A 25,156-nucleotide genomic window follows, 5' to 3' on the forward strand; every position below is an offset into this window, starting at 1 on the left:
AATTAATGTAGGAATCTCCAAAAAAAGAATGACTCTGTTTCTTTATATAATGTAGCTCCTGCTTTTTCTAAAACTCGATGGGAAGCCTTATTATCCTTTTCAGTATCAGCTATAACATACTTTACATTTGGTTGACTAAGTAACCAGTTCTTCAATGCGATGATGGTTTCTGTCATATAACCACATCCCTGAAAACTAGGAAAAGTGTAATAACCAATGATCACTTCCAGCCTCTCGTTAGGCATCCCTTTTAGCATAATGCCTCCAATAGCACAATTTTGTTCTTTTAATACAAGCAACCAATTTGTATGCCACAGATAGTTTTGCTCATCTTCTAAAACCTTGAAGAGTCTGAAATGCAATGCTTGTTTAAGCTCGTCATCTAATATTTCCTCAAACTTACTTAACGACAGCTCTTTTGCCATTTGTTCTCCACGCTCAATTAGTAATTGTAGATACTTAGCATTTAAAGGTATTAATCTTAATCTTTCTGTTTGTATTTCTAACATGGCTGTTACTCCTATCATAATTTAATCATTTAATAAACTACAATAAGGTATATGTTATTGGCAGCGTCCTCCATTTTATGATTAAGAATCTCTTGCCTTTATAATATCGTCTATTAAAGGATATTTTATATGGACATAAAAAAACAGTGAATCCATTTATGCATGAATTCACTGCTTTCCCATTTAATATTTTGAGCCTTTATCTCCGTATTCGTTTAGTAATTCTTCAAACGATTTATTTTTTTCACGTTGTTTGCGTTCAAATGCAAGTTTTGCTTGGCGTTCTTCTTCTGCCGCTTGCTCTTTAGCAGTTAAATCTTGCTTCGCAGCTTTTAATTTTGCAAGTACATCGCCACCTAGTTGGTCTGCTAATGTTACAGCTTCTTGCTTTGGTAAGCTTGCTGTCATGCTATTAGCTGCATGTTGCTGTTGTTTTCGTTTCTTTCCCATTCCATTCACCTACTTATTGACATTAAGGGCGCTTGACAACAGTTGCTACGCCTTGTCCACCACCAATACATAATGTGGCTAAGCCCGTTTTTGCATCACGCTTTTCCATCTCATGTAACAGCGTCACTAAAATTCGAGCACCACTTGCACCGATTGGGTGACCAAGAGCAATCGCACCCCCGTTAACATTTAGTTTATCATGATTAAAGCTTAATTCACGATCTACAGCAATCGATTGTGCTGCAAATGCTTCATTTGCTTCAATTAAATCCACATCATCTAATGTTGCCCCTGCCTTTTTTAGCGCTTTTTGCACTGCTTTGACAGGACCTGTTCCCATAATGGCTGGATCGACTCCTGCGCTGGCATTAGCAGATATGATGGCCATTGGTTGAATACCGAGCTCTTGTGCCTTTTCCTTTGACATCACAACAACGGCTGCGGCACCATCGTTAATGCCTGATGCATTCGCTGCTGTTACTGATCCATCTTTTTTAAATGCTGGACGTAACTTTGCAAGAGAATCTGCTGTCACACCTGCTCGAGGAAACTCATCCTTTTCGAAAAGAATAGGCTCACCTTTGCGCTGAGGAATCTCTACAGCGACAATCTCATCTTCAAACTTGCCTGCAGAAATTGCGGCCTCTGCACGTTGCTGTGAGCGAGCTGCGAAATCATCCTGCTCTTCTCGTGAAATCTCGTACATATCACATAGGTTTTCTGCTGTAATTCCCATATGATAATCATTAAACGCACACCACAAGCCATCATGAATCATTGTATCGACTACCTTTTGATCTCCCATACGGAAGCCTTCTCGTGCATTTTTTAAGACATAAGGCGCTTGACTCATATTTTCAAAGCCACCTGCAACAATAATATCAGCATCTCCTGCTAAAATGGCCTGTGTTGCTAAATGAACAGCCTTTAAACCAGATCCACATACTTTATTGATGGTTAAAGCTGACACTTCATGTGGTAAACCAGCCTTTATCGCTGCCTGCCGCGCTGGGTTCTGCCCAAGTCCTGCTGATAAGACGTTCCCCATAATCACCTCATCGACCTGCTCTTTTGCTACACCTGCACGAGCTAATGCTTCTTTAATGACAATACTACCTAAAGTTGTTGCTGGTACGTCTTTCAATGTCCCTTGAAATGAGCCTATAGCTGTACGCACAGCACTCACGATTACTACCTCATTTGTCATGTCCATTCTCCCCTTTTCCCCGTTCAAAAATCAACACTGCATGCATATGCTACTAGCAGATATGTATATTTTAACAAATGTTTTGACGATTTTCGATAATAGAAATAATCGCAGTTTTGCCAAAGTTATTGTAAAATGTTGACGTGTTTTAAACAATCTTAGTTGGGAACATTACAAATAAGAAATAGCATGTGGAGGTGTTTTAGATGAAAAAGAAGATGCTTTTATTTTCTGGTATTACGACAACGCTAGCCGCGGCTGCTACAGGTTTGTTCGGCTTCGCGCTTTCCAATAAATTAATGTATATACAGCAAAAAGACCCTGAATTTGTTCGCGAACGTGAAACGACAGCTAAGCGCTTTGACGAAGCTTGGTATAATAATAATTTGAAGTGTGAACTCAATATTGATTCTCCAAATGGTTACACCATTCGCGGCATTATGTTTCAACCTTTGGAAACCAATAACACCATTATCATTTGTCATGGTGTTACGGAAAATAAAATAAATTCCGTAAAATACGCGCGATTATTTGAAAGACTTGGCTATAATTCAGTTATTTTTGACCACCGTCGCCACGGTGAATCTGGAGGCAAAACTACGAGTTACGGCTATTATGAGAAAAACGATCTGGATGCGGTAGTGAAAACAGTCAAGGCGATGATTGGTGAGGATGCTATTCTTGGTATTCATGGTGAATCCATGGGTGCTGCAACTATGCTACTGTATGCTGGGACAGTAGAAGATGGTGCTGATTTTTACATTTCCGATTGTGCGTTCTCTGACTTTTCGATGCTTCTCAAGCAAATCGCCAAAACAGAATTTAAATACGGTTCCATTATACCCATCCGTTTTGCCGATTTCTTCGTTCGCCTAAGAGATGGCTACTCTTTTAAAAGTGTCACACCTGCTGAAGCAGTTACCCATATTGAAAAGCCAATACTTTTTATCCATAGTATTCCAGATACATTTATTCCAGCCTCTATGTCACTTGATTTATACAATAAAAAAGTAGGTCCAAAAAAATTAAAACTCTTTGATACAGGTGCACATGCACAGTCCTTTAATGAAAATATGGATGAATATGAAGATTTAATTCATGATTTTTTAGAAAGTTTTATTTACCAAAAAATAAATCGAGATTCTTCCTCCTCCAACGTCATACCTTTCCATTTTTAGCAATATAAAAACCTTGCTGATTAAAAATCACGCAAGGTTTTTAAGTTATTTTATTCCGCAAAAACGATATGCCATTCATCACGTTTTGCTAAAAATTCTTTCGCTAAGGCTTGTGCCCCTTCCAAGCTATGGCTCGCCGCCCATCCACATTGCACCTCATTGCATGCAGGCACTGCTGTTGCTTTCGTCACATCTGTAAAGGTTTTTTCCAAAATAGATAATAAATCTTCATAATCAGTGTGATTAATAAGTGATACATAGAAGCCTGTTTGGCAACCCATTGGACTGAAATCAACAATATGATCAGAGTAATTGCGGATAATATCAGCTGATAAATGCTCTAAAGAATGTAAGGCTGGCATTTCCATGTGCTCTTTATTGGGCTGTTTAAAGCGTATATCGTATTTGTACACTTCATCGCCATTTTTCCCAGTTTTAACACCTGCTAAACGAACATACGGTGCTTTTACTTTCGTATGATCCAGATCAAAACTTTCTACATTTGTCTTTTCACGTTCCATTTCTAACAGCTCCTTTTCTATCAATACTACCTATTATAGCTAGTTTCCCAAAAATAAGTGTAAATATTTTAAATTGCATGAAATTTTATATTTTTAAAGAGAATAACAATCTGATAAAATGTTCCTCCCATTTCAAGGGGTTTTCGATATCCGCTTTTTTGTCCTTCATGAAATAATAGAAGTGTTGAATATTTGAGATAAAAAAAAATGTATAGCTGCTCCATTATTAAACATTTCTTAAACAAAAAGAAGGGATTATCTCAATTTATTTTTGAGATAATCCCTTCTTTTTGAACCCACGAAAAAAGCAACCAGTTACTGAAACTAGCTGCTCCTTAAAAATTCCGATTACTTTTGGAATTTATTCATTTGTGCCATCATTTGACGTACTTGCTTTTCAGACGGCGTACGACCCATTTGTGCCATCATCATTCGAATCATTTGCTCATTAATAGGTGGGTTTTCTTTTAAATATTTCATCATAGCTTGACGAGCGAAATAGAAACCAAGTGCCGCGCCCGCTGCTAATGCGATAATTACGATAATAATCCAGCCCCATGTAGGCATACAACCAACCTCCTCCACTACAATATACCGAGAAAAACTCTCCACGCTCCATTATACACCAAATGATAGCATGTTACTATATATTGTAGTGAATTTTCCTAGTGCATTGTATACTTCATCGGCTTTAACCACCCACACTCATTATCCTGTTTATTAAAAGCAATAAACCGTTCACTCATTTTAGCAAGCATTTGAAATAGATCTAAATCTAGCATTCGCGAACCTTCGCAATAAACGCAAATTTTACGATCGACTAAATAAATAGCCATTTTGCCTTTTATAGGATGTTCTAAAAACAAAGCATTGCGAGCTCTTTCTAAATGGGCATATTTAGAATCAAGTTGATGCTCCAACATTGCTGCAATTTCTTCAAAACGAACGGATTCGCATATATAGGCAAGCTCTTTTAAGGATTTCTCATTGGCGTCTTCACAGCCTTGCATCATTTCCAACAACTTACGCTCTCTGCCAAAAATAAACGTTAAATGCTCTTCTTTTATTTTATATATAGAATAGGTTCTCAACAGAAATCCTCCTTCGCTCGTTTCTTTTCCATAAGTATAGCTCATCCACTCTTGTTAATTTGTCAAACGAAGGAAGGATCTATCTTCTATTTTTGTCGAAAAAATTCTAGTTTCGGTTCTAAAAATGACTTTATGGCAAAAGCTAAAATTCGCATTAGAAATCGATGAATAGTTATCAAAAATAGTAAAAGTAAGTCGTAAAACACTCCGACATCCCCTCTATTACTGCTGCTTAGAAGAAGCTCCGCCTCAAGACCTAGTACAAAATCAATTTCGAGTCCGTTTTAGACAATCATGCAAATAGGTAACATAAAGGTACAAACGAAAGGAGCTAAAACAAATGAGAAAATTTCTTTTATTAACTGGAGGCGTCATCGCAGCATGTGTTGCACTTGCCTTAATCGGACCACTTGCAGGCTTACTATTCTCCGGATTATTTGTAGCACTGGGCATGCATTTCTACATCGCTAGCAAATCCACATTCGGGAAAATTTTCTGGTTTACGGTTGGTCTAATCGGAGTCCTATCTGCAGTTTCTAACATTCCAGCCATGATCGGTCTTGCAGCAATCGCTATTATCTACGTCATCTATAAAAAATGGAATGGCGAAGATGTAAAAATCCCTACAATTGAAGGGAAAAAAGAAGAAGATCCATTTACAAACTTTGAAAAAGAATGGTCAAATCTAACAAAATAAAAGGAGCGAATTTAAATGAATTTATTTCAACGTTTTAGATATACAGTAGAGGCGGACATACATCACCTATTTGATAAAAAGGAACAAAAAAATCCAATTGCGATGTTAAACCAGTACATTCGCGAGGCAGAAAAACAAACAGAACAAACAGGTAAATTATTAGAACGTCAAGGGCAATTAAAGGAAAAATTGGAGCAAGAATTTAAAGAGAACGCTGAATTACTCGCAAAACGTGAATCTCAATTAGCGTTAGCAACAACTAGCGGAGAGCAAGATTTAATTGATTTCGCAACAGATGAAGTAACAGCTTACACAGCGCGAAACCATACATTACAAGCAAGTATTGAGGCGAGTACACGAGAATACTTCGAGCTTGAGCGCAAATTCGAAACAATGAAACATAAAATTAAAGACATGAAAGTACGTCAATTACAGTTGATGGGGAAAGAAAACGTAACACGTGCTCATCATCAAATGGACGGTATGATTGCCAAAAACAATAAAACAAATTTTGAAGATTTAGAAGCCTATATTGATAAATTAGCTTACCAAATCGACAAAGATCATGAGGTTACAACTTTTGAGGCAAGATTGGCAGAATTAGAAAAAAAAGCAGCCGAAGAAAGCTCACCACTGCTAATTGAAAATAAATAACATGATATAATGAAAGCAATGCGCCAACTTTATAAGGCGCATTCTTTCACGTTTTAAATTAGAGGGACCCATTCCCTCTCTTATACTATTAGTAGAAGGAAGGGTGACCCTCTTGCAAAATTTTACAACTAATAAGCTCACATTTTGGGTACTATGCTTCTTTTTACTCGTTTTTGTCGAGCTCACTATTTTTAATAATGGTGGCGCCTTCTGTTTATTGATTGGGGCAGTACTTCTCTATTTAAGTTTTTCCAAAAAAGTACGTTTTTTCAAATGGACAGGAATTTTCTTTATTGCGGTTGCTCTGTTTACTATGTGGAGCTTACGTTTATTCATTGTAATCATGCTCTTATATATGCTCTATCAATACTTACAACGAGAAAACGAGCCAAAAGTGGTTGGTGCAGAGCTATTTGAAAAACTCCCTGCGACTAAAAATGACTTAATCGGTACAATGCCTGCTCCTACGGAAGCGTATAAATGGCAAGATGTCCAAATTCAACGCCTTGCAGGAGATATAACTATTGATACAACACAAACCATTTTACCTGCTGGTACTAGTCTTATTACGATTCGGCAAGGTATCGGCAAAGTTCAGATCTATATTCCATATGAAATCCCTTTCCGTTTACACTATACAACATTATTTGGTGAGCTTACATGCTTACATGTAGGGCCACAACGTATATTAAATGAAAGTGTTAGCTTCTCCGATGGCAACCCTGAGGATGCAAAACGTATTTTGATTATTCATGTCGCAACATGGCTTGGAGATTTGGAGGTGCTACGCAAATGATTGCCTTTATCTCAAGATTATTTACTTTATTTTTCATTTTAATGAGTGCTACATTTGGGCTGCTTGTGGCTGTTTGGGGAAACCCAGACGAAAAAAGATGGGAGCCTTTATGGCAACAGAATTACGATAATTTTCCTCTAGGTGGAATCATTGTTGTTAGCCTTTTTGCACTCAGCTTCCTGTTTGCTAGCTGGATTAGTATGACTGCTCGTGCACGAGAAGCTCAAGCAACACGTATCGTGAAGCAATTAATCGAGCCAGATTTTATTTTTCCTAAAAAGCAAGCTTTACCAAAGCCATTAAAAAAAGCACTTATTCAAACAAGTGAATTAATTGATACACAGCGTAAAAGCTTACAGCGTTTATCTAATGAACGGGCGGAAGCTAATGACAAAATTATTCAGGAGCGCATAATTGCTGAACGCCAACGACTTGCTCGAGAACTGCATGATTCCGTGTCACAGCAACTGTTTGCTGCCTCCATGTTGCTCTCCGCATTAACTGAAAATGACGAAAATGCTACGAGTTTAAAACAAGTGGAGAAAATTGTTCAACAAGCTCAGCTTGAAATGCGTGCATTATTGCTGCATTTACGACCTGTAGCGCTACACAATAAAACATTGGCACAAGGCTTAGAGGAATTGATTATTGAGCTTCAGCAAAAAGTTTATTTTCATATTGAATATGAGTTAGAGGAAATGGCCTTAACCAAGGCAGAGGAAGACCATTTATTCCGTATTGCTCAGGAAGCGCTCTCCAATACACTTCGTCATGCTAAGGCAAGTGAAGTGGAGTTACTTTTAGTTGCACGAGACGACTTAGCTATTTTACGAATTCAAGATAATGGGTTAGGCTTTGATGTAGAGGCAGATAAATCCACTTCCTATGGCTTACAAAATATAGCAGAACGGGCAGTTGAAATTGGTTGCACTTATAAAATTGTGTCAGTGCCTGGAGAAGGAACGATAGTGGAGGTTAAAATTCCACTGCATAAGGAGGAGATCAATGACGATGATACAAGTGCTCATAGCGGATGATCATGAAATGGTACGTATTGGTGTTTCAGCGTATTTATCAGCACAACCGGATATTACAGTTGTTGGAGAGGCTGAAAATGGCAAAGAGGCTGTAGAACGTGCCCTTGCACTTAGACCTGATATTATTTTAATGGATAATGTCATGCCGATCATGACAGGAGCAGAGGCAACAGCAGAAATTTTAGCGGCATGGCCTGAGGCAAAAATTATGATGGTCACTAGTTTTTTAGATGATGATAAAGTCTATCCTGCCTTAGAGGCTGGGGCAGTGAGTTATATTCTAAAAACATCAAATGCAAAACAAATTGCCGATGCTATCCGTAAAACAATAGGTGGCGAAACGGTATTAGAGCCAGAGGTAACATCTAAAATGATGCACCGTATGCGTCATGGTAATAATACGCCCCTTTACGAGCAACTTACTGACCGTGAAATGGAAGTATTATTGCTGATGGCACAGGGCAAAGCCAATCAGGAAATCGCTGACGAGCTATATATCGCCTTAAAAACGGTAAAGACGCATGTAAGCAATATTTTGGCTAAGCTAGAAGTGCAAGATCGCACACAAGCTGTTGTCTACGCCTTTCAAAATGGGCTCGCTAAATAGCCTCCTACATAAAAAGACTGCATGTTAGCATGCAGTTTTTTATACTTTTAGAGGTACTTTGGTAGATCACTTACATGATGACGTGCACCAATTACATCATATACTACTCACTCTTCTTTTTACCCCACTCCCAAATTGAACCTTTTTTTATTAGATACGTTAATATTTGTAAAAAGGGGGCATTTCTTTTATGGATCATCGTTTTACCTATCATAACTTTGTCACAAACAATGTGTTTTCCTTACTTGATCCTATCTTTCTTGTGATTTTTCTGTTCTCTATTTTGCTACTCATTATGGTTTGCATCAAAAAAACACCCATTTGGTTATGTGCTATTTTTGCCAGCTTAACCGTCATCGTTTCTGGTCAGCTTCTTTGGTTTTCTGCCATTATCGTAGATGAATTAGGAATTGGTGGTAGTACAGAGGATTTTATCCTTTTCATGGGTATTCTAGTCACTCAATTCTTGGCTTTATACATTACGGTACTAAAAAGCTATAAAAAAGAAAAGAACCGCAACACTCATTAGAGAAAGAAGCTCACTGAGTGTTGCGGTATTCATTGTTTCTTTTATAATGCTTTTACTTTTGCTACGACATTTTCTACCGTGAAGCCGTATTTTTCCATTACTACTTCACCTGGTGCTGATGCGCCAAATTTATCGATAGCAAGCACATCACCTTCAAAGCCAGTATACTTATGCCAGCCGAATGATGCACCCATTTCAATCGCAAGACGTTTTGTCACAGCTTTTGGTAGAACAGATTCTTTGTAAGCTGCATCTTGTTTTTCAAAGCGATCCATAGATGGCATTGAAACAACAGCTACATCCATTCCTTCAGCTTTTAATGCTTTTTGTGCTTCAACAGCAAGTGAAACCTCTGAGCCTGTTGCGATTAAAATCGCATCTGCAACTTCTTTTGTAGCAGGAGACACTGTATAAGCACCTTTTGTCACACCTTCACGTACTGTTTCAATAGAAGCGTCAAGTACTGGTAAGTTTTGACGAGATAATACTAAAACTGTTGGTGTTTTTTCAGAAGCTACTGCAAGTTCCCAAGCGACTGCTGATTCGTTTGCATCTGCAGGACGAATAACAGATAGATTTGGCATTGCACGTAATGATGCAAGGTGTTCGATTGGTTCATGAGTTGGACCATCTTCCCCTACTGCAATTGAGTCATGTGTAAATACATATGTTACAGGAAGACCCATTAATGCAGATAGGCGCACTGCTGGACGAACGTAATCTGAGAACACGAAGAACGTACCACCAAATACATTTAAACCACCGTGAAGTGCCATACCGTTCATAGCAGCACCCATTGCAAATTCACGAACACCGAACCAGATGTTGCGACCTGCATAATGGTCTGCTGAGAAGTCACCAGCGCCCTTCATTGTTGTTTTATTAGAGCCGGCAAGGTCAGCTGAACCCCCAAAGAAAGATGGTGTTTTCTTTGCGATGGCATTGATCGCATCACCAGATGAAGAACGCGTTGCTACTGATTTACCTGCCTCATATACTGGTAATTCAGAAGCAAAATCCTCTGGTAATTCACCATTCATTGCTTTTTCAAATTGAGCTGCTAACTCCGGGAATTCTTCTTTATATGCTGCAAATTTAGCATTCCAAGCTTCCTCTGGTTGTGCTCCTTGCACTTCAGCAGCAGCAGTAAATGTATCATATACTTCTGCAGGAATCTTGAACGGTTCGTGAGCCCACTCATAGGCAGCTTTCGTTAAAACAACTTCATCTGTACCTAGTGGTGCACCGTGAGAATCTGCTTTACCAGATTTATTTGGAGAACCAAAACCAATAACCGTTTTTACTTCAATTAATGTTGGTTTGCCAGTTGATTTTTTCGCTTCTTCAATGGCAGCATTAATCGCATCAACATCTGTACCATCTGCTACTTTTAAGTAATTCCAACCATAAGATTCAAAACGTTTTTGCACGTTTTCTGAGAATGACTTTTCTAAGTCACCATCCAAAGAAATATCATTAGAATCGTAAAGCACGATTAATTTTTCAAGTTTTAAGTGGCCTGCTAATGAAATAGCTTCAGCAGCTACACCTTCCATTAAGTCACCATCACCACATAGTGCAAATGTGTAGTGGTCAACGATGTCATGACCTGGTTTATTGTAAGTAGCCGCTAAATGACGCTCAGCCATTGCCATACCAACAGTCATAGCAATCCCTTGACCAAGAGGACCAGTTGTTGCCTCTACACCTACTGTATGACCGTATTCAGGATGTCCTGGTGTTAATGAATCCCATTGGCGGAAATTTTGAATTTCTTCCATTGGTAAACCATAGCCTCCAAGATGAAGTAAGCTGTATAGAAGCATTGAACCATGACCAGCTGACAGTACAAAACGATCACGGTTATACCATTTTGGATTGGCTGGATTATGGCGTAATTGTTTTGTCCATAGCGTATAAGCCATTGGCGCTGCCCCCATCGGTAAACCTGGGTGACCAGAATTTGCTTTTTCAATAGCGTCGATTGACAAAGTTCGGATAGCATTAATTGCTAATAGATCCGCATGTTGAGTCATTATATTGTGACATCCTTTCTCGTCCTATATATTGTTCTTTTACAGTTTAGTCAACATTGCTGTAGAAAACAATGCTTTTGTTATACTATTTGGTTTTTCATACATACTTTATTGAATTGTGTCACATTAATTTAGAAATTTATTTTTTTTCGCTTGTCTAACCTTCTCTGGTGTGACATCATTACCTTCTACATCCACCACTTTTACATTTTCAATCGTATCGCGCATTGTTGCTCGGAACGTATCTAAGTACTCCTTACGAAGCGCTGTTCGCTCCTTTGCCTCTTCCTCTGTTAATTGTCCACTTTTTGCTTTGGCAGAAAGTTCATTAATTCGATTAATTTTTTCTTTTGATAACATTGTTACACACCTTTCAATACCTATCTTAAAGACTTCAGTATGCAAAGTATAGCATGGTTTCCCTTAAAATGCAGTTATACCAACCCTTAATAACACCTCTTTGCTATTATTCACATGACTTCCAGATGTTAGAGGTGTATAACTATAGTAAAAGGAAAAAATTGATAGATATTGGGGGAATGAACGTGAATATTACAACACAACGATTACTTATCAGAAATTTTGAAGCAAAAGATTTTCCTGCTATTTATAGCTATTTGTCAGATAAAACGGTGATGCATTACATGCCTGAAGGCGTTTTCGATGAAGAACAGGTACGAAAATTTATAATAGAAAACAGTGATGTACAAGCCAAACATTTTGCCATTGTTTTAAGAGAGCAACAATTGGTGATCGGTCATATTGTTTTTCACCGATACTTTGGTGAACATACTTATGAAATCGGATGGGTTTTAAATCCTCTTTATCAGAACCATGGGTTTGCTTCTGAAGCGGCGCGTGCTGTTTTAGATTATGGCTTCACCGAAATGAAGCTTCATAGAATAATTGCAACATGTCAGCCCGAAAATATCGCTTCATATAGGGTCATGGAAAAGATAGGTATGCGACGTGAAGGTTTTTTTAAAAAATGTATACCGCATGGTGAAGATTGGTGGGATGAATTTTATTACGCCATTTTGCAGGAAGAATGGACGAACAAAGGAGAGTGTGAATGAAGAAAACGGCTGTATTATTATACCCTCAATTTAGTGAATATGAATTAAGCGTGGCCTTGTCTATATTAATGCAAGGGGGCAAACCTTCATCACCCTAGGTTTAAACAATGAACCAATACGCGGGGAATCGGGTTTATGCTGTGTAGTGGATTCTCTAATAAGCGAGGCGAACTTAGCTGATATTGATAGTCTTGTATTGCCAGGATGCATGGACATATCTTGCCTACAACAAGAACAGGAAATATTCGATTTTATACGTGCAATCCACGATAAAGAAGGCATTATCGCAAGTATCTCTAGCTCCCCCTATTTATTAGCAAAGGCTGGAATTTTAGCAAACAAACAATACACGGTTGGTTTGCCTTTAGATGGAATAAGACAGTTAGGGATTTTTGATCTACGACATTATTCTGACGAACTCTTTGTGCAAGACGGCCATATCATTACAGCACGTGGTAGAGCCTTTATTCAATTCGGTATTAATTTAGGGAAAGCGCTAAATCTAAATTTTAATGCCAACTGGTATGAAAAATAAAACACTCCACATGTCTAATTCCTTGGACATCTCTTGAAGATTTTCGCTATAATAATGTCTAATACTTCGGACAAAAATGGAGGGGTAAATCTGAAGAATATTATCAAAGTTTTGAGAAAAAGATTAGGAATAACACAAGCTGCTCTTGCTAAGGAATGCGGGGTTGTCAGACAAACAATCAATTGTATTGAAAATGATAAGTACGATCCGACGCTTGAGTTAGCTTTTAAAATTGCTAAAGTCCTCAATAGTCGTATTGATGAGGTGTTTATCTATGAATAGATTTCATCCTAATTATATGATTACTATGAAAGATTTCGTAAAAGAGGACTCCGTATTATTACGAAAACAAACACAAGAAGTGACAATCCCTGTGACAAAAGAAGACCAACATACATTATTATCAATGCTGCAATATTTAAAAAATAGCCAAGATCCAAATCTAGCAAAAAAATATAAGCTTCGACCTGGAAGTGGACTATCAGCTAACCAAATTGGCGTAGATAAACGAATGTTTGCTATATTTTTTGATGACTATGAAATGATGTTGATCAACCCTAAAATAATCAGTCATTCTGTAAATATGATTTATTTACCAGAGGGAGAAGGGTGTTTATCTGTTAATCGACCAGTCCATGGTTTTGTGCCAAGATATGAACGTATTAAGGTTAAAGGTTATAACATTAATGGACAAGAAATCATCGTGCAGTTACAGGGCTATGGTGCAATTGTTGTCCAACATGAAATCGACCATCTAAACGGCATTATGTTTTATGATCGAATTAATAAAGAACACCCTTTTAAACTACCTACTAACGTAAGCATAGAAAGCTTATCTTCCTATTAATAGCGAAGTACAGAAGATAAAAAAAGATTAGCAGGCTATATCATTTTCCTGCTAATCTTTCTTGATGTTCTTGAAATCTGCGATGGACAGTCGCTTTACTAACTTCAAAACCTAACCCTCTAAGCGTTATAGAAATTTCTTCAAAGGTAAATCCACGTTTACGCAGCTTGACAATTTCATCTACAGGTAGTTCCTTACGCTCCTGACCATGCGGGTTACCTCGATTCGATAAATTATTTTCAGGACGGTAGCCATTCTCTACAGCACGGCGCATACCTCTACGTATTTTAGCATTATGTATTCTACGCTGGTATTCCTCTACTATCGCTAAAATCTCAAGCAGCATCGTGTCCATTTCGTTTAGTTGCACCGGTCCTGCATCACGCATAGAGAAAACATCTGTTGCTGATTTTTGTAACAAATGCAACACAGCCATCCTTGCATTTCCACGTCCTAAACGTGTTTCATCTTGTACAAAAAGCGCGTTAATCCCCTTTTCTTTAATGAAATCAAGCATTTCAAGTAAGCCCTCACGTTCTACATCGTAGCCGCTGTGCTTATCCTTAAAAACGCCCTTCACCTCATAACCTTGCTCTTTTGCATAGCGCAGTAACTCTTCTTGTTGGCGCTCTAAAGACGAGCTTTGTGTTTCCTTTTCAGTACTTACACGGCAATAGACAACAGCCGACAGTTGATTATTGATCATTGTTCGTTTCTCGCAATTTCAATGGTATTGATGGGATCGGCCTGATTACTCACTACAGGAATGACTAGAGATTTTCCTGCCACAATTTTAATATCCGCTAGCTCATTTTCTGTTTTCACAAGCTTAATCCAATCTTCAGTACTCATTTTACCACGGTATTGCTCTGCTAACGACCATAAGCTATCCCCGTGTTCGATTTGAATTTCAGCGTAACTAACGTGTCCTGGATCAGTAATGTAAAGATATCCTGCAAATAGTAGACAAACTCCCATCAAGATTGAAATATGTGTGTTTTTCTTTAACCATGTCATGTTCATAACCCCTTTTTAGAATGTTTGTTCGGAATGTATGTTCTCATAATAAAGCGAACAAACGTTTTTGTCAAACACTTTTCGAACCTATGTTTGCATACGTGTTCGCATTCTGTTATACTATCAAATAAGAAGAATGATATTAGAAAAAAGAGGTGAGCACTCATGAAAAAAGTTTCAAAAAGACAAGAGGATATTTTAGCTTTTATTAAAGAAGAGGTACGAGCTAAGGGCTATCCACCATCAGTACGAGAAATCGGGGAAGCAGTTGGACTTGCTTCAAGTTCCACTGTTCATGGTCATCTAGCTCGATTAGAACAAAAAGGCTTTATTCGTCGAGATCCAACAAAGCCACGTGCGATTGAAATTCTAGAGCCTGAAGAATCCATTCAAAAGCAACAAGTAATTCATGTTCCACTTGTTGGTAAGGTTACAGCCGGTTCTCCTATTACAGCTATTGAAAACATTGAAGAGTATTTCCCGCTACCAGATACGTATGGCACAAGTGAAGATCAATTGTTCATGCTTGAAATTATGGGGGAATCAATGATTGAAGCAGGAATTTTAGATGGGGACTTAGTCATTGTGAAGCAAAAGGCAACAGCCAATAACGGTGATATTGTTGTAGCTATGACAGCTGAGGATGAAGCCACTGTAAAACGTTTTTTCAAAGAAAAAAACCATTTCCGTTTACAGCCTGAAAATTCATCCATGGAGCCAATTATTGTCGATCAAGTTTCTATTTTAGGACAAGTTGTTGGTCTCTACCGTCGTGTGCATTAATTACGAAAATAGGTATCGAGGATTATATGTTCCTTATGAGCATGTATCCTCTTTTTTACGCAAAAAAAGAATCCACATACTAGCATTGGATTCTTTACTCTATGCCCTTCTAAGCTTCTTTTTTGAACTTTAAGCTAGCCTCTACAAATGCTGAAAATAATTTTTTAGCGTTCTCTTCTCCTGCTATGGCCATTTCCTCAGGATGCCACTGAACTGCCAAGCAAAATGGTAAATCTTCATGAACTACCGCTTCGATAATACCATCGCTTGATTTCGCTGCTACTTTTAATTTCTCTGCTAGAACATTCACAGCCTGATGATGAAATGAATTTACAGCAACTTTCTCTTGTTCTAAAATAGTTGCTAATAAATTATCTGCAATAATCTGTACATAATGGGTAGCTACAGCTCGACCTGATTGCTGTGCATGTTTAAGCAACTTCGTACTAAAATGGTCACTATCAATGTCCTGATATAAAGTACCACCTAATGCGACATTTAAAATTTGGATTCCACGACAAATACCGAAAATAGGCATTTTTCGTATAAAAGCAGCTTCAATTAAAGCTAGTTCAACTGTATCCCTCGCTGGATGAATTTTCCCTAGCTTTGGTGATGGCTCTGCTCCGAATAGAAATGGATGCACATCATAGCCACCCGATAACAATAAACCATCTGTAAGAGCTAAAATTTGAGCCGCATCCTCCTCAACACCTAAAGGAATAATAAGCGGAATTCCTCCCGCCTCAATAATACTTTGACTGTAAGCAGCATTTAAATGAGCGGATAAATCATCCTCCACAAAGGCTGTAATGCCAATAACCGGTTTCACTTGCTTCCCTCCGTATTCTTGAAGATTGACAATTACCAAAAACCTAAATACCAATTGATTAATGAATCACCATAAAAATAAACAATGATCGCTGCTAAGGCGATAGACGGACCAAAGGGGAAGGGTGTTTTTCTTCCTTGCTTACGCTTGAACAAAATGATAACCCCCACAATCATACCGATAACTGCCGCCAGAAATAGTGTTAACAGTGTATTGATTGTGCCAAGAACGAGTCCAATTAAAAAGAATAATTTAATATCTCCTCCACCCATGCCACCATTCGATATAACCGCAATAACATATAGTATGCCAAAACCAACGACAGCACCCACAAGACAATCCCACCATGGTGTTAATGGCGATAGTACCCGACCTACAACGAGGAATGGTAAAAAGAATATAAGCACCCTATCTGGGATGAGCATATAGGCTAAATCCGAAACAATATTAATAACGAACAAGGAGATAAATAAAAGCGCTACAATAAATTCTATGCCCCAACCTAGCCGCCAATAAGCAAAGGCAAACAAAACACCTGTCCATATTTCTATTGCTGGGTATATCCAACAAATTGTATAGCCACAGCTTCGACATTTCCCCCCTAAAAACACATAAGACAATACTGGTACTAAATCAATCATCTTTAATTGTCTATTACAGTTAGTACAATGTGAAGGAGGATGGACAATCGATTCCTTCTGTGGGACGCGTAAACCTACCACATTATAAAAAGAGCCAAAGACAAGCCCAAATAAAAATATAAAGATTGTATAAGCCATTTCCATTTTTTTGACCTCCTAAACCAATAGGAGCCCATACAAATCGTATGGTTCACCTATCCATGTAAGTATTGTTCAATAACAAGTCCTTCTAACATTGTTAGGTTATTAAAGAATCTATTAAAATACTTGTCGCTATGGAAAATTTGGATAAAAACAATAGAGAATGAATGATGTAAGATTAGGGAAATGTTGAACTTTAAAAAGCGGGGAATATAGTAAGGTTTCGATATCATTTTAACATAATGTAAAAAGAGATTCCAAAATACATTGGAATCTCTTTTCTTCTTTATTTCCTCAACAACCTACCCGACAACAGCATGCCAATCCCACCAATTGTAATAAACAGAATTGCTCTAATTAATAAATCAAGTGCGGATAAGTCAAAGAATATAAGCTTAATAAACGCCATGACCAAAATGACAAAGCCTGTTGTACGGAGTGTTTTAAGATGATGTTTTGAACCAAGCCATAATGAAACACTGGCCGTCAAGAATAATGTGATCGTTGTAAGGGCAATGCTTAGCTTCCAATCTAGTACGTTATTATTCGTAAACTGTTGAATCAGCCCCCAAATAGAAATCATTGTGAGTACAATACCAGAACTTACAATAGCATCGACATATTTCCCTAGAAGATCTTCATACAATCGGTAAATAAGCCCTTTTACAAAGATATCTACGATGATGGCTACAATGACTGCAATATAAACAAATCTAGTGATAATATTTAAACTATCCATCATTGAAGTCTTGGTGCTAATCAGCAAAGAGAATAGGAGGAAAAATGCGCCGAGAACTGGTGTTAACGCTCGCCCTTTGTATGATTCGGCAACTAGTAAAGAGCCTGCAAATAGTGCAGCTAATGTAATACTCATCATATAAGGAATACCGTTTGTGACCACAAAATAAGCATTGTCTAGTTTGCCAATATAAGCTAAGAAATAGCCTGCTGTGACCACTGCTAAAATATCGATGATGTATAAATCCTTCATGACCTTTTCAAATGGTGTAATTGTTTCTTTTGGACGTCTTGCATATAAATATATGACGATTAGGTAGATAATCGGCATGAATAAACTTAGATGATCTATGCTGAAAAATGGTTTTGGCTCATGAAAGACGTAGTTTAATGTAAATGTCAACACAAGGAAAAATGAAGTAACTACCTTCATGATACTTGCCCGTATACGTAAACTCATCATAACACCTGCAAATATAATGAGCGGATAAAGTAAATCATCTATGTTATTTGGTAAATTCATTAGAAGTACGGTATTACATAGTGTAATAAATGCCAGCGTGACAGCACTATCCAATACTTCCTGCCAATTTTTACGATAGCTATAAAACGCTATTGCGCCAAATAAAATCATCAAGGTAATGAGTAGTATTTCTCCATTTTCAAGCGAACGGATAATAAGATTCATCAATATTAAAGTAAAAGAGCCTAAAGAAAATTGGAGCCCTATATGTAGTGGCTTCCATTTTGATTGCACACGATACAGTAGACACCAAATTGCGTAAAAGATTGCCAGAATCACCAGTAAACCAAGTGCAAAAACAACTTGCTGATCACTATTCATAAACGCTACAATGCTCACTGCTAGAACAGAGAAGAAAGTAGCTATATAAAGTGCAAGCTTTTGCTTGTGCTGATAAATGACCAATTGTAGTGCAGCAAACAATACGATCACAAATAGTAAAATAATGACGGCACTAAAATCCATATACTCTAGTAAATAAGGTAATAATAACGACGTAAAAGCAACAAAAATAGTGAGTGCTTCATTTTTCTTCAAATAACTAATGCCAATTCCATATCCAATATACAGAATCGTAATGCCTAATGCAGGTGTTAGAGCGATGATTTCATACAAAATGGCACTTGCTGCTGTTGTAAAAATACCAACAATAAATGCCCCACCATATAGTGAAATTGTCATTGCAGCAGAGCCTACTTTTCTACGTTCCAATACGTAGGCAATGACCACCAATCCCACCGATAATGCATAGGCGAGGATGATTTTCACGCCATTCGATAAATAACCATAATCACTGACAAGTTTTAGTCCCCAAAGGACCCCCATCACTAAAATAACCATGAATACTTTTGGAAGTGCCCACATAACACGTTCCTCCATCGATGGCTGTGGTTGCACTTCTTTTTCCGTTACTTTGGACGGGATAGGCTTCGACTCCAGTGTGGGTTTTGGTTTTATTGGTTCTGATTGCTTGATTATCGATTGTCTGGCATCAAGAGTATTTATTTTTTCAGTGTTTTGAGTACGCTTTAGTGAAGACAACTCCTGACGTAAATCTGCCATTTCCTCCTCGAGCTTAGCAATTCTACGCTCCAATTCAATGGACATTCAATCATCCTCCCTACTTTATCAATTTTCTAACATTATAACATATTTATCCTTATTGTAAAATTACACTTTTAGTTTAATTTATCTCGGTCTCCTATACATTAGAGCACGCTCACTATCACTTGTGCCACGTGTCGTAGGATCTACAATGACACCCATTAACACAAGGATGGATAAAACTGTATTTAAAATCGATGAAATTTGCTCACTCATCGCAGCTGTTAAATCATAGCCAAAAATAGCCGCTACTTGTTGTGCGAGTAGGAGTAACAATGAAAATAGCCCTAGTAGAAATGGAATATGTTGAAGACGAACCTTCCAGTTAATTCTCATAAAAGCTCACCTCCCCCCCTCTTGCCACAGTATATGCATAGTAGTTATGTGACACATATGCAAAAATGGAACTCTTGCTAAGTTACTAGAGTTTTTTATTAATATTTTGTGGTCCAAACTATTTATGGAAGGAAAGCTAGGAAGGTTTTATCACGTATGTCATACACATATATTTAGTTAGGTTGCATCTTATAACTGGATGCCTCCCAGTTTACTGAAAACGAGGGTGATTGATTTGGTGTATGAGTGGAACGTTTTGCGGGTAATTGCTTGCTTAAGTATTGTATTATTACATGCTACAACCAATATTGAAACGATTAATGGCTATATTGATCAACCATACTATCAATTTTTTAGATTATTGTTATGTTTCGCTACACCAACCTTTATTTTATTGTCTATTTTGATCTTAGCTAATCGCTACCCAAATCAGCTACCTCCCCTTTTTTTATGGCGTCGTTTTCAGTTTATTGTTATGCCGTTTGTAGCTGCAGGTATTTTATATGCAGCCAACGCCGCTTTTCATTATGATGAAAACTTTTGGATTGCATTATATCGACATATTGTTTTAGGAGACTTTTCAGGATGGTTTGTCATGACGATCTTTCAGCTTTATATTCTCTTTTTTTTCATAAAAAAATGGCAGCTATCCAGTATCTGGTTTACTTCTATTTTTTTCTTACTAGGAATTTTTTATATGACTATTGCAAATTTGAATTTCGACTATTTCATCCAGAATGATCATTTTATGCGTTTGCTCTTTGTTGGTTGGCTTCCTTATTTTGCAATGGCCTATATCATTGGTAGTCATTATGAAAAAATAGCACGTTATCTTGTCAAATATAAATTCGTCACAGTCCTTTCCGTTATACTTGCAATGGCCATTTTATATGCAAACTATTATTTAGGTGCTCAGCAGATTACATCCAGAAGAATCGATATTATGTTATTCGTTTTGACTATAACATTTTGTATATTAGCGTTTGCACAAAGTATGCCCAAGCTCTCTTATCTCCATATTTTAAGTCGCTATTCCTTTGGTATCTTTCTAATACACTGGCTGATCCAAGAATATCTTGCTCCTTATTGCGCATTACTACCTACTACCGCTCTTCAAGTAATTTCACTTTTCCTGTCCAGTTTACTTGTCTGTATGCTGCTTATCAAAATCATTTCGTACGTACCTTTAAGTGCCTATCTGATAGGTAAAGCTCATCAAAAGCCCTCTCAACATTGAGAAGGCTTTTTTGATGGAAAATTAACATAGCAGTAACATAACTTGACTTCAAGAACGGTGGAAAGAAGTTAAATTTCCCTATCCCATGGACAAAAATTACATGCTATAGCATATAGTGTTAAGAAAAATCCTTTATAAATAGCAAAATATCCATAGGGTCAGGTATTAGTAACGAGTATCATATAATTTGTTTAATAACGATTTTAATTGTTGGATTTCTCTCTTGCTTAAATTACTCGAAACGACATGATGAGCATCTTTGACTACAGAAAGAATTGTTTTTTTTATCTCTTCACCTTTTTCAGTTAGGAAAAGATAATGCGAACGTCTGTCTTGCTCATTAAAAACCTTTTTTACAATACTCTTTCTCTCCATTGAATGTATCATTCTTACAACAGTTGTTTGATTTTTATCAATTGCTTCTGCCAACTCTTTTTGAGTAGTGCCTCTTTGGCTACTAAGAACACTAATGATACTCCATTGTTCTGGGGTAATTCCATAAGGTTTCAACACCTTAGTAAAATAATTTGTCATTTTTACATCAGTACGATGAATAAGATACCCTAATAAATCATGTAAATCCATATAACACCTCTTTATATGCTATAGCATATATTTTATCTACCTTATAGAAAAAATTCAATCAATCTCATACATTATTGAAGGAATTACCAATTTAATAAATTCTTCTGGTGGTACTGTACTATTCCTTCCCCATTCTAAAGATGCTCCGTAAATTCCCCAACTTAACATGGTAGTAGTAAGCTTTAGGGCTTCCTTATCTTTAGTAGGGTGTTGATTCAACAACATTTTGTAAAATATGATTTCAAGCTGTTCCCTAATAATACGAGCAATAGTATCTTCGTAACCTCTATGGCAACGATGGGATAATGACTTATGGAAATTTGTAATTGCTTTGAAAATGTTCACTAATGCTTCTTCATTTAGTTCGTTATTTTGGTAGTATTCACAATCCAAATTAACTAACAATACCTCCGATAATACCTTTTCCAATAAGTCATATATATCCTTAAAATGATAATAAAAAGTTGCACGATTAATCATGGCTTCTATTGTAATATCCTTTATGGTAATATCCTTAAATTCCTTTTTCCCTGAAAGTTCAATGAAAGAATCCATAATTAATTTACGAGTACGTAAAACCCGAAGGTCCGTCTTCGATTGCGTCATATGTTTCCACTCCTATTTTTTCAACAAAATCTTAAATGTGTTGTATAAACAACAAATCCATAAAATTATTGGTTTTGATCTTGTTCATTATGACTTAAAATTCAATTGCAATGCAAATAAAGTAATTTGCTGTTATCTTGTTGACAAATTTGTGACAAGGGAATAGAATTTATTTGCAATTAAAATATCTTGAATTCAAGATAATTAAGAAGGAGTTTTTTATATGATTATCGATTGGTCAGTTACAGCTGTCTATAACACAATCATGTCAGTATCAGCTGGGATTGGATTATTACTAATTATTCGATTTGGTTCCCATTTAGCTAAAGAAAAAGTGGGACAACTAGAAGGTTGGGCAATAGGATTTGGAATACCAGGGTTTATATTAACACTAACAGGAGCTCATATGACCCTTACTTGGCCATTGTCAAAGATTGGCTTCCCATTTGATGATATTATATTCGGTGAGACTTCACTAGCTTTTGGCATTCTGCTTCTGGCTGTATCAGTCTTATTATGGAGAAAATCTAATCTATATTTAAAACAAGGTATAAATATGAACGATTCAAAAATAGTTTCCAATACTTTAAGTAAGGAATTGCCATATTTGATAAAACCATTATCTTATTTTGCTGCGGCAATGGGGCTAGCACTTATTTCAATCGCATTTGCAGGTATCGGATTCCAACTATTCGCAGCTCCACCAGAAGAACCAATATCAGGCGCCTTTGCGGATTACCCAATGCTAGAGGCAACTTTTATGTCAGGATTATTTGCGATTATAGGGATTGGAGCAGTATTATTTCCTTTTGCCTTAAACAAAAACGCAAATCCAAACTTTGCTAAAGTTATTAAATTCCTTTGGACAGTAGCAGGTATCGCCTTTGTTTTATTTGGAGCAATGAATTACTTTACACATATTGGTTTGATCGTAAATACAATGCCTAAATAGTATTGATATAGCTTTATAATAAAGTTTGGTTGTGAATTTTCTACAGTTAGGAATTCTCCCCCAACAAAAAACTCACCCGTTACGGGGCACCTGCCCAACCGAATAATAAAAGCTTAGGAACTAAATCCTAAGCTTTTCATTATTTTATTCTCTTAATAGTGGGTAACGCTCGAATTAAAATCGTCAAATGAAGATGGATCGGCATGATAGAAGATAACGTCACCTTCCTACAGATTAAACGTATGTCCATAGCTGTCAACAAAACTACTCTTGTAGCCCTCCATACCTGTCCACTGGCTCATATAGTGAACTTTGTAGAAGAAAAGATACAGATTATTAAGATCGCCCTCTTGATTGTCTCATTTTCGAAATTCACTATAGTAAAACCATCTCTTAAGAACAATGGATGATTTTCATTCAGCATCCCTACACGCCCCGCTTCGTGAATATTCGAATTCTTTGGCACCACATATAGTTTAGCTGGTGAATATACTCTCCATGCCACGTTTGTTCTTTCGTAACGATTTCTTTCTTAAAGGACCGCTTTTATTTTGTTGTTATTTACTTAACAATCGTCGGCTCCGTTAATTCAAGAAGAACAGAACAGCTTATTTAACAAGAGCCTCGATTGTTTCTATATCTGTGATCAATTTCTTTGCCTTAGGTTCTAGGTGCTTATTCCCCTACCATACCGTCGTTATCATTATCATGCATATATGGATATAACCAATGATCACTCGTTATTGGCATACTATAACCTGCTGCTTTTGCTTCTTTAATCGTTACTTGACCATTTCCATCTGTATCAATGCTAGAAATATCTTTAGTTCCATTCAAAGCATTGGACTTATTAGAACTGGTTGACTTAGTTGATTTACTTTCAGTTAATCCAAGAGATTTATTTATTTCATCTGGGTTACCGTTATCAAACTCATCTACAATTTTATTCCCTTTTAAAGTGTAAGTGTATTTGTAATGAGAAGGAATCTGCGTTTCCGTATTAGGATATGTGATTATTGCTTCAAAATTTGTAGCTCCACCAGCTTTACGAATAGCGTCTTCCATATATGCTTGATCACCATGGCGGTTAAGCGTACTATTTTGTGGGGTAATATTATAAGCATTTGATACCCCACCTAGAGAATCTGCAATAATATGTCCTTCATCTAAATCTGTTCTTTCAACACCAGGTACTTTTGCTTCATCAGCGTAGTATCTGCCAGACGATGTTACAGGCTCGGTACGATCATCTTGTAAAACGATTTTGTTTGCAATGACACGGACTAATTGCCCGTGTTCATTCGTAAAGGACCAATACTCTCGATCCCCAAAACCAATGTCTACGACCACGTTAGGTTCGCGATGTCCAGACAAATCACCACCGTCAACTTCAATTAGTTTGTAACCTTTGAACAGTGAATCTTTTGATTGAGTTGATGTTTCCTCTACTACTTGTTTTTCAGTCGTAGTTTTTTCTTTATCACTATTTTTTGTTGTTACTTCTTGTAAATCAGCTTTTCCATCAGTATTCGATGCATCTTCTACGTTAGTACAACCAACTATAAAGATGGCAGTTAGTAGTAAGATTAAATAGCTTATTTTCTTTTTCATTTTAGGACTCCTTCTAATTTTTCACTAAATTTTCTAGAGATTTTTGATTAAAACATAAATTAACATTGTTAACCTATTTATAATAGTATATTACAATATTAATTTTATCACAGTAGATACTTAGTTCGATATGTAGTGTTAAATTCAAATAAAAACAATTTAATTTTTAGTAAAAACAACAAAGAACTCTAACTAGGGGATTTCACGAAGACAAAACTAAAAGAAAATCAAAATAAAACTCTAATTAAGATTAATATACGAGAAAAAATTCGAGTAAAGG

The 25,156-nt window shown here is 36.9% G+C and carries 31 protein-coding genes; 14 read left to right on the forward strand and 17 right to left on the reverse strand.

Annotated features, from left to right (window positions below; genetic code table 11):
• Nucleotides 1–2 precede the first annotated feature (2 nt).
• The 3 genes from ABC382_RS09460 to ABC382_RS09470 form a co-directional block, all read right to left on the reverse strand.
• Nucleotides 3–509 carry a GNAT family N-acetyltransferase gene (locus ABC382_RS09460; RefSeq protein WP_274796171.1) on the reverse strand — a complete coding sequence of 169 codons (507 nt, stop codon included), beginning with the start codon at nucleotides 507–509 and terminating at the stop codon, nucleotides 3–5.
• A 183-nt stretch (nucleotides 510–692) separates the two neighbouring features.
• Nucleotides 693–959: a YqkE family protein gene (locus ABC382_RS09465; protein WP_274796170.1), complete on the reverse strand. Its 267-nt coding sequence runs from the start codon at nucleotides 957–959 to the stop codon at nucleotides 693–695.
• 22 nt (nucleotides 960–981) lie between these two features.
• The gene (locus ABC382_RS09470; RefSeq protein ID WP_404809716.1) at nucleotides 982–2,166 is read right to left on the reverse strand and encodes an acetyl-CoA C-acetyltransferase; all 1,185 of its coding nucleotides are present in this window, start codon (nucleotides 2,164–2,166) and stop codon (nucleotides 982–984) included.
• Between the two features lie 206 nt (nucleotides 2,167–2,372).
• Here ABC382_RS09470 and ABC382_RS09475 point away from each other — a divergent pair, with 206 nt between their 5' ends.
• A complete protein-coding gene (locus tag ABC382_RS09475) occupies nucleotides 2,373–3,344 on the forward strand; it encodes an alpha/beta hydrolase (protein ID WP_274796168.1) in 972 nt (323 codons plus the stop codon).
• Nucleotides 3,345–3,394: 50 nt separating this feature from the next.
• Here the strand turns inward: ABC382_RS09475 and ABC382_RS09480 are convergent, their stop codons facing one another.
• The 3 genes from ABC382_RS09480 to sirA all read right to left on the reverse strand — a co-directional run bounded on the left by ABC382_RS09480 (nucleotide 3,395) and on the right by sirA (nucleotide 4,956).
• On the reverse strand, nucleotides 3,395–3,865 hold the full coding sequence (locus tag ABC382_RS09480) for an S-ribosylhomocysteine lyase (RefSeq protein ID WP_312505386.1): 471 nt from the start codon (nucleotides 3,863–3,865) through the stop codon (nucleotides 3,395–3,397).
• Nucleotides 3,866–4,213: 348 nt separating this feature from the next.
• Nucleotides 4,214–4,432 carry a YneF family protein gene (locus ABC382_RS09485; protein ID WP_004232154.1) on the reverse strand — a complete coding sequence of 73 codons (219 nt, stop codon included), beginning with the start codon at nucleotides 4,430–4,432 and terminating at the stop codon, nucleotides 4,214–4,216.
• 98 nt (nucleotides 4,433–4,530) lie between these two features.
• Entirely contained in the window at nucleotides 4,531–4,956 is a 426-nt protein-coding gene (sirA, locus tag ABC382_RS09490) for a sporulation inhibitor of replication protein SirA (protein WP_004232148.1), read from the reverse strand.
• A gap of 340 nt (nucleotides 4,957–5,296) precedes the next feature.
• Here sirA and ABC382_RS09495 point away from each other — a divergent pair, with 340 nt between their 5' ends.
• The 6 genes from ABC382_RS09495 to ABC382_RS09520 all read left to right on the forward strand — a co-directional run bounded on the left by ABC382_RS09495 (nucleotide 5,297) and on the right by ABC382_RS09520 (nucleotide 9,276).
• Entirely contained in the window at nucleotides 5,297–5,653 is a 357-nt protein-coding gene (locus ABC382_RS09495) for a lmo0954 family membrane protein (RefSeq protein ID WP_274796166.1), read from the forward strand.
• A 15-nt stretch (nucleotides 5,654–5,668) separates the two neighbouring features.
• Entirely contained in the window at nucleotides 5,669–6,307 is a 639-nt protein-coding gene (locus ABC382_RS09500) for a PspA/IM30 family protein (RefSeq protein WP_274796164.1), read from the forward strand.
• Nucleotides 6,308–6,410: 103 nt separating this feature from the next.
• On the forward strand, nucleotides 6,411–7,103 hold the full coding sequence (liaF, locus tag ABC382_RS09505) for a cell wall-active antibiotics response protein LiaF (protein WP_313470655.1): 693 nt from the start codon (nucleotides 6,411–6,413) through the stop codon (nucleotides 7,101–7,103).
• Complete coding sequence (locus tag ABC382_RS09510; protein ID WP_274796162.1) at nucleotides 7,100–8,140, forward strand: sensor histidine kinase; 1,041 nt, start codon at nucleotides 7,100–7,102, stop codon at nucleotides 8,138–8,140. The genes liaF and ABC382_RS09510 overlap by 4 nt, the downstream gene beginning before the upstream one ends.
• Nucleotides 8,115–8,747 carry a response regulator transcription factor gene (locus ABC382_RS09515; RefSeq protein ID WP_322610477.1) on the forward strand — a complete coding sequence of 211 codons (633 nt, stop codon included), beginning with the start codon at nucleotides 8,115–8,117 and terminating at the stop codon, nucleotides 8,745–8,747. The genes ABC382_RS09510 and ABC382_RS09515 overlap by 26 nt, the downstream gene beginning before the upstream one ends.
• A gap of 190 nt (nucleotides 8,748–8,937) precedes the next feature.
• Entirely contained in the window at nucleotides 8,938–9,276 is a 339-nt protein-coding gene (locus ABC382_RS09520) for a hypothetical protein (protein ID WP_322610354.1), read from the forward strand.
• Nucleotides 9,277–9,317: 41 nt separating this feature from the next.
• On the opposite strand, the gene tkt is transcribed toward ABC382_RS09520, so the two are convergent.
• Both tkt and ABC382_RS09530 read right to left on the reverse strand, forming a co-directional pair.
• A complete protein-coding gene (gene tkt, locus ABC382_RS09525) occupies nucleotides 9,318–11,312 on the reverse strand; it encodes a transketolase (protein ID WP_322610353.1) in 1,995 nt (664 codons plus the stop codon).
• A 126-nt stretch (nucleotides 11,313–11,438) separates the two neighbouring features.
• The gene (locus tag ABC382_RS09530; RefSeq protein WP_274796159.1) at nucleotides 11,439–11,672 is read right to left on the reverse strand and encodes a DUF896 domain-containing protein; all 234 of its coding nucleotides are present in this window, start codon (nucleotides 11,670–11,672) and stop codon (nucleotides 11,439–11,441) included.
• A 185-nt stretch (nucleotides 11,673–11,857) separates the two neighbouring features.
• Here ABC382_RS09530 and ABC382_RS09535 point away from each other — a divergent pair, with 185 nt between their 5' ends.
• From ABC382_RS09535 to def, 4 genes are all read left to right on the forward strand, one after another.
• Entirely contained in the window at nucleotides 11,858–12,388 is a 531-nt protein-coding gene (locus ABC382_RS09535; RefSeq protein WP_312505374.1) for a GNAT family N-acetyltransferase, read from the forward strand.
• 115 nt (nucleotides 12,389–12,503) lie between these two features.
• Entirely contained in the window at nucleotides 12,504–12,923 is a 420-nt protein-coding gene (locus ABC382_RS09540) for a DJ-1/PfpI family protein (protein WP_412927257.1), read from the forward strand.
• 90 nt (nucleotides 12,924–13,013) lie between these two features.
• Nucleotides 13,014–13,205: a helix-turn-helix transcriptional regulator gene (locus ABC382_RS09545; protein ID WP_274797284.1), complete on the forward strand. Its 192-nt coding sequence runs from the start codon at nucleotides 13,014–13,016 to the stop codon at nucleotides 13,203–13,205.
• A complete protein-coding gene (gene def, locus ABC382_RS09550; protein WP_274796156.1) occupies nucleotides 13,198–13,770 on the forward strand; it encodes a peptide deformylase in 573 nt (190 codons plus the stop codon). Before ABC382_RS09545 ends, def begins: the two co-directional genes overlap by 8 nt.
• A 40-nt stretch (nucleotides 13,771–13,810) precedes the next feature.
• Here the strand turns inward: def and ABC382_RS09555 are convergent, their stop codons facing one another.
• Nucleotides 13,811–14,476 (reverse strand): YneB family resolvase-like protein, encoded by a 666-nt coding sequence (locus ABC382_RS09555; protein ID WP_312505370.1) that lies wholly within the window; start codon nucleotides 14,474–14,476, stop codon nucleotides 13,811–13,813.
• Nucleotides 14,473–14,787 (reverse strand): cell division suppressor protein YneA, encoded by a 315-nt coding sequence (yneA, locus tag ABC382_RS09560; RefSeq protein WP_312505368.1) that lies wholly within the window; start codon nucleotides 14,785–14,787, stop codon nucleotides 14,473–14,475. The genes ABC382_RS09555 and yneA overlap by 4 nt, the downstream gene beginning before the upstream one ends.
• Before the next feature lie 165 nt (nucleotides 14,788–14,952).
• Here yneA and lexA point away from each other — a divergent pair, with 165 nt between their 5' ends.
• Nucleotides 14,953–15,570, forward strand: coding sequence for a transcriptional repressor LexA (gene lexA / locus ABC382_RS09565; protein ID WP_004232118.1), 618 nt, complete (start codon nucleotides 14,953–14,955; stop codon nucleotides 15,568–15,570).
• Nucleotides 15,571–15,679: 109 nt separating this feature from the next.
• Here lexA and ABC382_RS09570 read toward each other — a convergent pair whose 3' ends face one another.
• The 4 genes from ABC382_RS09570 to ABC382_RS09585 form a co-directional block, all read right to left on the reverse strand.
• Nucleotides 15,680–16,402: a gamma-glutamyl-gamma-aminobutyrate hydrolase family protein gene (locus tag ABC382_RS09570; protein ID WP_274796153.1), complete on the reverse strand. Its 723-nt coding sequence runs from the start codon at nucleotides 16,400–16,402 to the stop codon at nucleotides 15,680–15,682.
• Between the two features lie 32 nt (nucleotides 16,403–16,434).
• On the reverse strand, nucleotides 16,435–17,187 hold the full coding sequence (locus ABC382_RS09575; RefSeq protein WP_322610352.1) for a prepilin peptidase: 753 nt from the start codon (nucleotides 17,185–17,187) through the stop codon (nucleotides 16,435–16,437).
• Between the two features lie 283 nt (nucleotides 17,188–17,470).
• On the reverse strand, nucleotides 17,471–19,552 hold the full coding sequence (locus ABC382_RS09580; protein WP_322610351.1) for a DUF2339 domain-containing protein: 2,082 nt from the start codon (nucleotides 19,550–19,552) through the stop codon (nucleotides 17,471–17,473).
• Between the two features lie 81 nt (nucleotides 19,553–19,633).
• Nucleotides 19,634–19,885: a phage holin gene (locus tag ABC382_RS09585; protein ID WP_274796150.1), complete on the reverse strand. Its 252-nt coding sequence runs from the start codon at nucleotides 19,883–19,885 to the stop codon at nucleotides 19,634–19,636.
• 238 nt (nucleotides 19,886–20,123) lie between these two features.
• On the opposite strand from ABC382_RS09585, the gene ABC382_RS09590 reads away from it, so the two are divergent.
• Nucleotides 20,124–21,122, forward strand: coding sequence for an acyltransferase family protein (locus ABC382_RS09590; protein WP_322610350.1), 999 nt, complete (start codon nucleotides 20,124–20,126; stop codon nucleotides 21,120–21,122).
• 165 nt (nucleotides 21,123–21,287) lie between these two features.
• On the opposite strand, the gene ABC382_RS09595 is transcribed toward ABC382_RS09590, so the two are convergent.
• Nucleotides 21,288–21,707, reverse strand: a complete 420-nt coding sequence (locus tag ABC382_RS09595; RefSeq protein WP_322610349.1) for a MarR family winged helix-turn-helix transcriptional regulator — start codon at nucleotides 21,705–21,707, stop codon at nucleotides 21,288–21,290.
• 54 nt (nucleotides 21,708–21,761) lie between these two features.
• A complete protein-coding gene (locus ABC382_RS09600; RefSeq protein ID WP_274796143.1) occupies nucleotides 21,762–22,313 on the reverse strand; it encodes a TetR/AcrR family transcriptional regulator in 552 nt (183 codons plus the stop codon).
• 223 nt (nucleotides 22,314–22,536) lie between these two features.
• Here ABC382_RS09600 and ABC382_RS09605 point away from each other — a divergent pair, with 223 nt between their 5' ends.
• The gene (locus ABC382_RS09605; protein WP_274796142.1) at nucleotides 22,537–23,265 is read left to right on the forward strand and encodes a DUF981 family protein; all 729 of its coding nucleotides are present in this window, start codon (nucleotides 22,537–22,539) and stop codon (nucleotides 23,263–23,265) included.
• A gap of 675 nt (nucleotides 23,266–23,940) precedes the next feature.
• On the opposite strand, the gene ABC382_RS09610 is transcribed toward ABC382_RS09605, so the two are convergent.
• Nucleotides 23,941–24,876, reverse strand: a complete 936-nt coding sequence (locus ABC382_RS09610) for a DNA/RNA non-specific endonuclease (protein ID WP_322610348.1) — start codon at nucleotides 24,874–24,876, stop codon at nucleotides 23,941–23,943.
• Between the last annotated feature and the right edge of the window lie 280 nt (nucleotides 24,877–25,156).

Origin of the sequence: Lysinibacillus phoenicis (assembly GCF_047238325.1) — a bacterium.
GTDB classification, from domain to species: Bacteria; Bacillota; Bacilli; order Bacillales_A; family Planococcaceae; genus Lysinibacillus; species Lysinibacillus irui.